The sequence below is a fragment of the Planococcus sp. 11815 genome, assembly GCF_051096385.1.
GTDB lineage: Bacteria > Bacillota > Bacilli > Bacillales_A > Planococcaceae > Planococcus > Planococcus citreus.
In genome coordinates, this window is the sequence record NZ_CP096991.1 from 1331540 (window position 1) to 1343585 (window position 12046).

A 12046-nucleotide genomic window follows, 5' to 3' on the forward strand; every position below is an offset into this window, starting at 1 on the left:
TAATTGGAGTGAGTCTATTGAGAAAAACGAAAATCGTCTGCACAATCGGGCCGGCAAGTGAATCACCGGAAGTATTAGAACAATTGATGAAAGCGGGCATGAACGTTGCCCGCCTGAACTTCTCGCACGGCGACCACGAGGAGCATGCTTTGCGCATCAAGCGCATCCGCGAAGCTTCAGAGAAGACCGGCATCACAGTAGGGATTCTTTTGGATACAAAAGGCCCGGAAATCAGAACCCATAAAATGGAAAACGATTCTATCGAACTTGAAACAAACCAAGAAATTACGATTTCCATGACAGAAGTGCTGGGCACGAAAGAGATGTTTTCGATCACTTATGAAAAATTGATTGAAGATGTACATGAAGGCTCGATGATTTTGCTAGATGATGGCCTGATCGAGTTGCGCGTTACAAGCATCGATAAAGAACGCGGCCAGATTCATACGATCGTTGAAAATGCCGGTACATTGAAAACGAAAAAAGGCGTTAACGTTCCAGGAGTCTCCGTACAATTGCCAGGAATCACTGAAAAAGACGCGGCCGATCTTCTATTCGGCATTGAACAGGATGTCGACTTTGTCGCTGCATCATTTGTCCGCAGACGTTCGGATGTTATGGAAATCCGTAGCTTACTGGAAAAAAATGGCGGTTCCCATATCCAAATCATTCCGAAGATCGAAAACCAGGAAGGCGTCGACAACTTGGATGAAATTCTTACGGTGTCCGATGGTTTAATGGTTGCACGCGGTGACCTCGGAGTGGAAATTCCAGCGGAAGAAGTGCCGATCGTGCAAAAATCGATGATCGATAAATGCAATAGCGCAGGGAAGCCGGTTATCACGGCGACCCAAATGCTGGATTCCATGCAGCGCAACCCGCGCCCGACTCGCGCAGAAGCAAGCGATGTAGCGAACGCCATTTTTGACGGCACAGATGCTATCATGCTATCAGGCGAAACGGCAGCAGGGCTTTATCCGGTAGAATCAGTCGAAACGATGCATCGCATTGCGGAGACAACGGAAGCTGCGCTTAACCATAAGCAAATCGTTTCCAACCGCCGCAAAGAAAAAGAATCGAATATGACCGAAGCGATCGGCCAAGCGGTTGCTTACACAGCGCTTAACTTGCGCGTGCAGGCAATTTTGGCGCCGACCGAGAGCGGCCACACGGCTAAAATGATTTCCAAATATCGTCCAGGTTCGCCGGTCATTGCAGTAACATCTACGGCACGAACTGCGCGCAAACTGACTTTGATCTGGGGCGTGCAGCCGATTGTCGGTACACGCGTTGAGTCGACAGATGAAATGCTCGATGTCGCAGTAGTAGAAGCGCTTAAGCACGGCTTGATCAAGCACGGCGACCTGGTTATCATCACAGCGGGCGTGCCAGTTGGTGAAGCAGGAACAACAAACTTGATGAAGCTGCGCGTTATCGGTGACATCTTGGCTAAAGGGCAAGGCATCGGCAAGAGCGTCGGCTTCGGTGAAGCAGTGGTAGTGCGCAATGCTGAAGAAGCATTGGCAATGGATACCGAAGGCAAAATCATCGTCACTTACGGTACCGACCGAGACATGATGGATGCCATCAATAATTGCGCAGGAATCGTGACAGAAGAAGGCGGTTTGACAAGCCACGCTGCAGTAGTGGGGTTAAGCCTTGGAATTCCTGTGATCGTCGGTGTCAAAGATGCAGTGACGAAAGTGGAATCAGGCCAAGACATCACGATCGATGCAGATGCAGGCGTTATTTATCATGGGCATGCAAGCGTATAAGTAAAGAAAGTATGGAGGTCGATTGACTATGATGAAGTGGATCTTTCTGGCATTGGTGATCGTACCGACCCTTGAGCTTGCGATTTTGATCTGGGCAGGCGGGCAGATTGGATTCTTCTGGACACTCGCCTTGATTGTGGCGACTGGATTGCTCGGTGCTTTCTTGGCAAAACGCCAAGGGCTGAAAGCGATCCGTGATATCCAATCGAGCATGAACCAGATGCAGCCGCCGGGCGACCGCCTGATTGGCGCAGCCTTTATCCTAGTCGGCGGCACATTGCTGCTGACGCCTGGATTTATTTCAGATGCAGTCGGGTTCAGCTTATTATTCACCCCGACGCAAAAGCTTTACAAGCCTCTCGTTTATCGGATGCTTCAGAAGAAGATGAAAAATACCCGGATTATCGTAGGATAATTCCGGGTTCATTCATCATCAGGCAATCGATTTTAAATTTTACCAAGCGTTTTCATTCACAAATTGTACAAAGTTGATTATAATGACTAGGTAAGTCCATTTACGGAAAAAGTGCATGAAAGCAGATGGCTCATTATTCTGTCTTTTTTTTTGGAATGATGAAGTAGAATGTAGAAGGAGAGATTTACATGACATCATCAAAAGGTTTAGAAGGTGTAGTCGCAACTCAATCGGCGATCAGCTCGATCATCGATGACACACTTACATACGTCGGCTACAATATCGACGATCTGGCGGACAACGCCAGCTTCGAAGAAGTGATCTACCTGCTTTGGCACCAACGTTTGCCAAAAGCAGATGAACTCGCGGAGCTAAAACAACAGCTCGCTGACAACATGGCGGTGCCGCAAGCGGTGCTCGACCACTTCAAGACATACGACATCAAGAACGTCCATCCGATGGCGGCACTGCGCACAGCGGTCTCCATGCTCGGTCTCTTCGACGAAGAAGCGGAAGTGATGGAAGATGCAGCGAACTACCGCAAAGCCATCAAAATCCAGGCGAAGATCTCGACGCTCGTCACGGCATTCGGCCGCATCCGTGCAGGCAAAGAACCGATCCAGCCGAAAACGGATTACAGCTTCGCAGCGAACTTCCTGTACATGCTGTCTGGCGAGGAGCCAAAAGACATCGAAGTCGAAGCGTTCAACAAAGCGCTTGTCTTGCACGCTGACCACGAACTGAACGCATCGACGTTCACGGCACGTGTGGCAGTGGCGACATTGTCCGACGTCTATTCCGGTGTGACGGCAGCGATCGGCGCCTTGAAAGGCCCACTTCATGGCGGCGCCAACGAGCAAGTCATGAAGATGCTCACAGAAATCGGGTCGGTCGACAACGTCGAGCCGGTCATCAACGAAAAACTGGCGAACAAAGAGAAAATCATGGGCTTCGGCCACCGCGTCTATCAACAAGGCGACCCACGTGCGAAGCACTTGCGTGAAATGTCGAAAAAGCTCACCGAGCTTCGCGGCGAATCGAAGTGGTACGACATGTCCGTCAAGATCGAAGAAATGGTGACAAGCGCCAAACCGCTTCCACCAAACGTCGATTTCTATTCGGCATCTGTATACCACTCGTTGAATATCGAGCATGATTTGTTCACGCCGATCTTCGCGGTCTCCCGTGCGTCGGGCTGGCTCGCGCACATCTTGGAGCAATACTCGAACAACCGCCTGATCCGCCCGCGTGCGGAATACATCGGGCCTGGCATGCAGACTTACGTGCCGGTTGAAGAACGTTAAATCAGGCAATACAATAAAATTTGATGGGGCTGACACAATGTGCAGCCCTATGACTTTGAAATCAGGAGGAACTTACACATGACGAACGGTGAAAAAATCTCAGTAGAAAATGGCGTCTTGAACGTCCCTAACAATGCAGTCATCCCATTCATTATCGGTGACGGAACTGGACCGGATATTTGGAACGCAGCTTCACGCGTATTGGAAGAATCGGTAAACAAAGCTTATAACGGTGAAAAATCAATCGTCTGGAAAGAAGTTTTGGCTGGCCAAAAAGCTTTCGACGAAACAGGCGAATGGCTTCCACAAGAAACGCTTGACGTTATCCGCGAATACTTGATCGCGATCAAAGGGCCACTTACTACGCCAATCGGCGGCGGTATCCGTTCATTGAACGTGGCACTTCGCCAAGAGCTTGACCTTTACACTTGCTTGCGCCCTGTGCGTTATTTCGAAGGCGTACCTTCACCGGTTAAACGCCCTGAAGATACTGACATGGTCATCTTCCGTGAAAACACTGAAGATATCTACGCTGGTATCGAATACGCTAACGGCAGCGACGAAGTGAAAAAATTGATCTCATTCCTTACTGACGAAATGGGCGTCAAAAACATCCGCTTCCCTGAATCATCAGGTATCGGCATCAAACCGATTTCTGAAGAAGGAACAAAACGTTTGGTACGTGCTGCAATCAACTACGCGTTGACTGAAGGCCGTGATTCCGTAACGCTTGTACACAAAGGGAACATCATGAAGTTCACTGAAGGAGCTTTCAAAAACTGGGGCTATGAAGTGGCTGAGCAAGAATTCGGCGATAAAGTCTTCACGTGGAACGAATACGATGCAATCAAAGACGAAAAAGGAACAGATGCTGCGAACAAAGCACAAGAAGATGCTTTGGCTTCAGGCAAAATCCTTGTTAAAGATTCCATCGCTGATATCTTCCTACAGCAGATCCTTACACGCCCAAGCGAGTTCGACGTTGTTGCAACAATGAACTTGAACGGCGACTACATCTCTGATGCACTTGCTGCACAAGTCGGCGGCATCGGAATCGCGCCAGGCGCGAACATTAACTACGACACAGGACACGCTATCTTCGAAGCAACTCACGGTACTGCTCCGAAATACGCTGGCCTTGATAAAGTAAACCCGTCTTCTGTTATCCTTTCAGGCGTCTTGATGCTTGAGCACCTTGGATGGACTCAAGCTGCGAAATTGATTTCTGACTCTATGGAAAAAACCATTGCGTCTAAAGTCGTCACTTATGACTTCGCTCGTCTAATGGACGGCGCCACAGAAGTGAAAACATCTGCATTCGCTGATGAACTAATTAAAAACATGTAAAATGAAAGAGGAGGCTTCTGCCTCCTCTTTGTTGTATCATTCGACGGAAAGGGGAGTTTTACATGACATTCAAACGTAAAAAGATTTCAGTGATCGGATCTGGTTTCACTGGTGCCACGACAGCGTTCCTGCTGGCGCAGAAAGAGTTGGGGGATGTCGTCATCGTCGATATTCCGGCAATGGAAGATCCGGCCAAAGGCAAAGCGCTGGACATGGCAGAAGCAGCGCCGGTTTTGAATTTTGATGCCCATATTACGGGTACCTCGGATTACGCGGAGACGAAAGATTCCGATCTTGTCATCATCACTGCCGGGGTAGCTAGAAAACCTGGTATGAGCCGGGACGATTTGGTGCAGACCAACCAGAAGGTCATGAAATCCGTCACAAAAGAAATCGTCAATCACTCACCAAATGCCACAATCCTTGTACTGACCAATCCAGTGGATGCGATGACGTACACTGTCTTTAAAGAATCCGGTTTTCCGAAAGAGCGAGTCATCGGCCAGTCCGGCGTGCTTGATTCCGCACGGTTCCGCAGCTTTGTGGCTGAAGAACTCAATCTGTCGGTTAAAGACATTACAGGGTTTGTACTGGGCGGGCACGGAGATGATATGGTGCCGCTCGTCCGTTACTCTTCAGCTGGCGGCGTACCGCTCGAAACGCTCATTCCAAAAGACCGCCTCGATCAAATCGTCGAGCGGACACGTAAAGGCGGCGCAGAAATCGTCAACCTTCTCGGCAATGGCTCCGCGTATTATGCGCCTGCTGCTTCTTTGGTGGAAATGGCTGAAGCGATCCTGCTGGACCAAAAACGCGTGTTGCCATCCATTGCCTATTTGCAGGGTGAGTACGACATGAACGGCATCTACCTCGGCGTGCCGGCAGTTCTCGGTGCTTCGGGAATCGAGAAAATCATAGAAATCGAATTGAATGAAGAAGAAAAACAAGCACTAGATAAGTCAGCTGCCTCCGTGAAGGCAGTCATGGATGTATTGGCTTAATATACGGGCCGGGCAGGATATCCTGCCCGGCTCTTTCTTTATATAGAATAAAGGCGCTTTCAAGTGCTCATTCCCGCTGCGACAAAGCGAGCGAGCTTGCACTTGTACTCTAGAAATTGATACTATAAGGATATGAACGACTCAAGGGGAGGGAACGCCTGTGTTGCTCGGGAAAAAACGCAAATTAGGCAGAAAGATTGAAGACATTACAGTCGGCGAGAAGTTGAAGTTGACGGAAAAGGTTGAAGATAAGGATTTGCTCTTGTATCTAGGCTTGACGAACGATGGGAATCCTTTGTATATCCAACATGACTTTGCTTCAACGACCAGTTTTGAAAAGCCCGTCGTTCCGAATATCATGTTGACGGGAATCGTCACATCAGCCGTATCCAAGTATATGCCAGGACCAGGCTCATATATTTGCGAACAGCATCTAATTTTCAAAAAGCCGGTCTACCATTACGCGACTATTGACTTCCTTTTGGAAGTGACGGATGTGGATGTAAGAGGGAATTTGGCGACCATCCGTGTAGAGGGTACAGATGAAGAAGGCGCCATTTGCATTGAGGGAAAAGTCGTGGCACAGCCGCCGAAAACGTCGAACAAACTGACGACCCAGGCAATGGAGAATTTCTAAAGCGGTTTGGGATGGGGGTTCCAAATTGAGTGTGGAGGATGCAAAATGCCGAAGAAACTTTTAATCATTGAAGACGAACATTCGATTGCAACGCTATTGTCGTATAATTTGGTGCAAGCAGGGTATGAAACGATCATTGCGAATGATGGAAAACAAGGGTACGATCTTGCCTTGAGCGAAAAGCCGGATTTGATCGTGCTCGACTTGATGTTGCCCTCAATGGATGGCGTAGAAGTGTGCAAATCATTGCGCCAGCAGAAAGTGAACACCCCGATCATCATGCTGACAGCAAAAGGCGATGAATTCGATAAAGTGCTGGGCCTGGAGTTGGGGGCGGATGATTATATGACGAAGCCGTTCAGCCCACGTGAAGTGGTTGCCCGCATCAAAGCGGTATTGCGCCGCGCAGAGACAAGCCCTGTCATCCAACAGGACGGATCTGTCCCGTATGTGTTCGGCAAATTGCAAATCTTTCCGGATCGGTTTGAAGTATTTTTGGATGACAAGCAATTGGAATTCACCCCGAAAGAGTTCGAATTGCTTGTCTACCTGGCGGAAAACAAGAATAGGGTGCTGACACGCGATCAATTATTGAGCGCCGTGTGGAAATACGATTTTGCCGGCGATACACGGATTGTCGATGTACATGTCAGTCATTTGCGTGAGAAGATCGAAGCCAATACGCGCAAGCCGACTTTTATCAAGACCATCCGGGGCTTGGGCTATAAATTCGAGGAGCCAAAAAGTTCATGACTTTCCGGCGCCGCTTGCTGATCTCCTTATTGCTATGGATCGGTACGCTGCTCGTCGGGCTCTATTTGATTGTGCTCCAATTTCTTCCTTTGTATGAGGAAGCGGCAAATCAATCCGCCGTGTGGCTGGCGCTTGGGCTAATTTTCCTCATTGGGCTCGGGGCGTCTGCAGTCATCGGAAACCGCATTATCCGACTGCAAGTGGAGCCGGTGGAAAATGCCACGGCGACCGCAGTGGAGCTCGTGAAAGGGAATTACCGTGCACGCGCTTATGAATCCGACGCCCAGGGCAGCTTGGAGCTGAACAAGACGATCAATGTGCTTGCACGCAATTTGCAGGAAGTCGCGACAGTTCGCCTTATGGAGCAAGAGAGGCTAAAAACCCTGATCGAGAATATGGGCAGTGCACTGGTCATGATTGACCGGCAAGGGACAATTTCCTTGGTCAACCGGGCTTTTCTCGAAGAAACCGGTTTGAGCAGTGAAGCGGTTCTTGGCAGTTTGTATCGTGAAATCAATATTGCGCCTGAGTTGAAATCGTTTATCGAAACCGTGTTCATGACTGAGACCCGTGCGCGCGACCAAATCGAGTTTGCTGAAGGACTCAAAATGAAGAACCTGGACGTCTACGGGGCACCGGTCATTGGTGAACACGAACGCTGGCTCGGTGTGGTCATCGTTTTCCACGATATTACCGAGTTGAAAAAATTGGAGCAAGTGCGCAAAGATTTCGTGGCGAATGTTTCCCATGAACTGCGCACGCCCGTCACCTCGATCAAAGGTTTTTCCGAGACCTTATTGGATGGGGCTTATCAGGATACCGATACGTTATTGTCATTTTTGGAAATTATCCAGACGGAAAGCAACCGCTTGGAAATGCTTATCAATGATTTACTCAATTTGTCGAATATGGAGCGTTCCGCTTTCCACATTGAGTTGGAGCCGACAGACATGAAAGCCGTCATTGAACGGGCTGTTGAGACGGTGCACCCGAAACTGGCTGAAAAGAATATTGGCCTTGAGCTGAATCTGGAACCGGTCATCGTAAATGGCGACGGGAACCGGCTTATCCAAGTGATCGTCAATTTATTGATCAATGCGGCCACTTATTCACAAGAAAACACCAGAGTGTCGCTGAAGCTTTATGCTGAAGGGGACCAGGCCATCGTGAAAGTGGAGGATCAAGGCATCGGCATCGAAGCATCCGAAATCGGCCGCTTGTTCGAGCGTTTTTACCGGGTTGACCGGGCCCGAAGCCGAAATTCAGGTGGCACAGGACTTGGGCTTTCAATCGTTAAACACATCATTGAAGCGCATCATGGCAATGTCGAAGTGGAAAGCGAAGTCGGGGTAGGAACGACTTTTACCGTCTATTTGCCGCTTGCGGAAGAAATTTAGGAGGAACATATGGAAACCAAACACCCATTTTTGCCGATTATTGTCGGTACTGATATGAATGCTTACAATATGGCAATTTCATTTCATGAAGCTTACGGCATCAAGCCGATTTTGATCGGCAAGGAGCCATTATCCTTCACTGAGATGAGCTCTATCACTGAAACCATCGAATTTGATAAAAAATTATCTGAACCGGAACATTTCGCGGATATTTTGATCGGCATGGCCGACAAGTACAGGGCTCCCGGAAAAACTTTGCTGCTGGTCGGCACGAACGATTTATACGTGCGCTTGATCATTGAGAATGCTAAAGTACTGCGCGAGCATTATGTATTCAATTATCCGAACGAAGCATTGATGAACCAGCTGCAGATGAAAGCGAACTTCTACGAACTGTGCAAAGAGCACGGCATCGATACACCGACGACTTATTTTTACGACTGCAGCCAGGATGTGCCGTTCGATGATAGCGATATGATGTATCCGGTCGTCGTCAAGCCGAGCAATGGCATCGAATACAGCCGCAATAAATTCGAAGGCCAGGAAAAAGTCTATAAAGTGGACAGCCCGAAAGAGTTGTTCGAAGTCGTCCAGAAAATCAAGGCAAGCGGCTACCGTGATGAATTGATCATTCAGGATTTCATTCCAGGCGATGATACATATATGTGGGATTCCGTCATTTACGCCAATTCGAAAGGCCAGACGCAATTGGTGACGTTCGCGCAAGTGGTCTTACAAGAGCATACCGTGACAGCCATCGGCAATTACACAGCCCTCATCACGCGCTTCGACAAGGAAATGATGCAAAAGCTCCAGCATTTCCTCGAAGCGGTCGGCTATACAGGTTTCGCCAATTTCGATTTGAAATACGATTCGCGCGACAAGAAGTTCAAAGTCTTCGAAGTGAATATCCGCCAAGGGCGTTCCAGCTATTACGTGACGGCGCTAGGCCACAATATGGCAGAGTATTTGGTCGATGATTTAATCTACAAAACTGAAAAGCCGATTACGTATTTGAATGAAGATTTCCTGTTCACGGTGGTCCCGAAAGTGGTATTGCGCAACTTCGTCCAAAACCAGGCAGTCCAAAAAGACATCAAGCGCCTGATCAAGGAAAAGAAATGGGGCAATCCGCTGTTCTATAAAAAAGATACCCATATGAAACGTAAACTGTATCTTTTTGCGCGCCAAGTGAATTATTATAAAAAATACAAAAACAATCAATGGTAAATTTACACAGGCTTAACACCAGCTTCACAATTGGGTGCTATTCTTTAGTAGAACCCCCTTCAACCGCATGACTTGAAAAAGAGCCCCTCCCCGGGCTCTTTTTCTATTTTGTTGAAACTATTTCACAATCATTCCGTATACATAGTTATAAAGAAAAAAGGGGGAAACAACATGACCACGAAACGAATCCTGACGATTGTCGGGCTGTCGGTCGCCAGCATCCTATTATTGGTTGCTGTCTTTACTTCCTGGTATACAGTTGATGAATCGGAGCAGGCAGTCATTATTACATTTGGCGAAGCAGGAGAGCCAGTTACGGAGTCAGGGCTTCATTTCAAGATGCCTTGGCCGGTCCAAAAAGCGGAAGTGATGTCTAAAGAAACGTATAGCCTTCAATTTGGCTATGACCAAAACGAGGATGGCGAAGTTACTTCCTACGACAAAGAAACCAAAATGATTACAGGAGACGAGAACATCGTTTTGACCGATCTTGTCGTCCAGTGGAAAATTACCGACCCGAAAAAATTTCTCTTCAATGCGGAAGACCCGCGAGAGATGCTGCACGATGCCACTTCAGCATCCATCCGTTCGATCATCGGAAGCTCCTTGATCGATGACGCCTTGACTTCAGGGAAAGCGGAAATCGAAGCGGAGACACGCGACTTGCTATCATCACTAATCGAAGAATACGATATCGGCATTTCCGTCTTGGCGGTCAAGCTTCAGGATGTGGAGCTGCCGAACGAAGAAGTCCGTGCAGCGTTCACGAACGTGACGGATGCCCGTGAGACGATGAACACGAAAATCAACGAGGCGAATAAATACGAAAACCAGAAACGAAACGAAGCTCTAGGTGAGAAATCCGCCATCAACTCCCGTGCGGAAGCACAGAAAGTTGAACGTGTCGAGCAAGCGACAGGAGATGTCGCGGTATTCGATAAACTGTATGCGGAATACGAAGGCAATCCGGAAGTGACCAGGCAGCGTTTGATCATGGAAACCTTGGAGTCGGTGCTACCGAATGCCAAATTGTATATCATGAATGACGATGAGGGAACAATGAAGTATTTGCCGCTCGGTGAAATGCAGACCGTGGTACCGCCGGCAGCGGAAGAAGAAACTGATGAAGGAGGCGGCAACTGATGGATCCAAAACAGCCATTTGGCAACTCCAATACAACGGACATCTTCGGCAATAAAAATCGGGACAAAAAACCGAGAGAACCGAGAGAGCCGATCAATTACCGGAAATACTGGAAACCGATCCTCATCTCGACGCTTGTCTTTTTCGCATTGTTGATGGTGCTGACCAATACCTATGTCGTAAAAGAAAACGAATACCGCGTTGTCCGGCAGTTCGGCGAAGTCGTCAAAGTCCAGGAAGACCCGGGCATTAAGATGAAAATCCCGTTCATCCAAAGCATCACGACGATTCCGAAATACCAGATGACTTATGATGTGTCGGAAGCGGAGATCAATACAAAAGACAAAAAACGCATCTTGATCGATAATTACGCAGTATGGCGAGTGACTGACCCACTGAGCATGATTTCGAATGCCGGTACGATCATCAATGCTGAATCGCGCATGGAAGAGTTCATTTATTCTGTCGTGCGTACCGAGCTCGGCCAGTTAAATTATGATGAAATCATCAACGATGAAAATTCATCGCGCGGCAGCTTGAATGATACGGTGACAGAGAGAGTCAATGAATTGCTCAATACCGATCAATACGGCATCGAAGTTGTCGACGTCCGCATGAAACGGACCGACTTGCCGGCAGAAAACGAACAAGCCGTCTTTACGCGGATGATCTCGGAGCGGGATTCAACTGCACAGGATTATTTGTCGCAAGGCGATGCACGCAAGCGTGAAATCGAAGCGCAAGCCGACCGCGAAGCACAGGAAGTCATTGCGACCGCCAAAAAAGAAGCGGCCTTGATCCAAGCTGACGGGGAAGCGGAAGCCGCCCAGATCTACAACGAGTCATTCTCGAAAGACCCTGAATTTTATGAGTTGTACCGTTCACTCGAATCGTATTCGAAAACGGTCGGTGAAGATACGGTCATCATCATGCCGTCAGATTCACCTTATGCAAGACTGTTATCCGGAAATCTTGAATAGTGATTGGAGCCGTCATTTCTCTTCTATTTACCTGCGTGGTAAAATAAAGGGAATGACGGCTTTT

General features: G+C 48.3%; 11 protein-coding genes. All 11 read left to right on the top strand.

Features of this window, described 5'->3' with window-relative positions; translation table 11 throughout:
• Positions 1-17 precede the first annotated feature (17 nt).
• On the top strand, positions 18-1775 hold the full coding sequence (pyk, locus tag M1Q06_RS06825; RefSeq protein WP_434402404.1) for a pyruvate kinase: 1758 nt from the start codon (positions 18-20) through the stop codon (positions 1773-1775).
• Between the two features lie 28 nt (positions 1776-1803).
• Positions 1804-2190: an FxsA family protein gene (locus M1Q06_RS06830; protein ID WP_058381084.1), complete on the top strand. Its 387-nt coding sequence runs from the start codon at positions 1804-1806 to the stop codon at positions 2188-2190.
• A 188-nt stretch (positions 2191-2378) separates the two neighbouring features.
• On the top strand, positions 2379-3494 hold the full coding sequence (gene citZ / locus M1Q06_RS06835) for a citrate synthase (protein WP_434402407.1): 1116 nt from the start codon (positions 2379-2381) through the stop codon (positions 3492-3494).
• A 78-nt stretch (positions 3495-3572) separates the two neighbouring features.
• Positions 3573-4841 carry an NADP-dependent isocitrate dehydrogenase gene (icd, locus tag M1Q06_RS06840; protein WP_434402409.1) on the top strand — a complete coding sequence of 423 codons (1269 nt, stop codon included), beginning with the start codon at positions 3573-3575 and terminating at the stop codon, positions 4839-4841.
• A 62-nt stretch (positions 4842-4903) separates the two neighbouring features.
• Positions 4904-5842 carry a malate dehydrogenase gene (gene mdh, locus M1Q06_RS06845; RefSeq protein ID WP_434402411.1) on the top strand — a complete coding sequence of 313 codons (939 nt, stop codon included), beginning with the start codon at positions 4904-4906 and terminating at the stop codon, positions 5840-5842.
• 160 nt (positions 5843-6002) lie between these two features.
• Positions 6003-6479, top strand: a complete 477-nt coding sequence (locus tag M1Q06_RS06850; RefSeq protein WP_121300260.1) for a MaoC/PaaZ C-terminal domain-containing protein — start codon at positions 6003-6005, stop codon at positions 6477-6479.
• A gap of 45 nt (positions 6480-6524) precedes the next feature.
• The gene (locus tag M1Q06_RS06855) at positions 6525-7232 is read left to right on the top strand and encodes a response regulator transcription factor (protein ID WP_121300258.1); all 708 of its coding nucleotides are present in this window, start codon (positions 6525-6527) and stop codon (positions 7230-7232) included.
• Positions 7229-8629: a two-component system histidine kinase PnpS gene (pnpS, locus tag M1Q06_RS06860; RefSeq protein ID WP_121300256.1), complete on the top strand. Its 1401-nt coding sequence runs from the start codon at positions 7229-7231 to the stop codon at positions 8627-8629. Before M1Q06_RS06855 ends, pnpS begins: the two co-directional genes overlap by 4 nt.
• A gap of 9 nt (positions 8630-8638) precedes the next feature.
• On the top strand, positions 8639-9859 hold the full coding sequence (locus M1Q06_RS06865; protein ID WP_121300254.1) for an ATP-grasp domain-containing protein: 1221 nt from the start codon (positions 8639-8641) through the stop codon (positions 9857-9859).
• A gap of 171 nt (positions 9860-10030) precedes the next feature.
• The gene (hflK, locus tag M1Q06_RS06870) at positions 10031-11002 is read left to right on the top strand and encodes an FtsH protease activity modulator HflK (RefSeq protein WP_434402414.1); all 972 of its coding nucleotides are present in this window, start codon (positions 10031-10033) and stop codon (positions 11000-11002) included.
• Positions 11002-11982: a protease modulator HflC gene (gene hflC, locus M1Q06_RS06875; RefSeq protein ID WP_434402416.1), complete on the top strand. Its 981-nt coding sequence runs from the start codon at positions 11002-11004 to the stop codon at positions 11980-11982. The genes hflK and hflC overlap by 1 nt, the downstream gene beginning before the upstream one ends.
• Positions 11983-12046 lie beyond the last annotated feature (64 nt).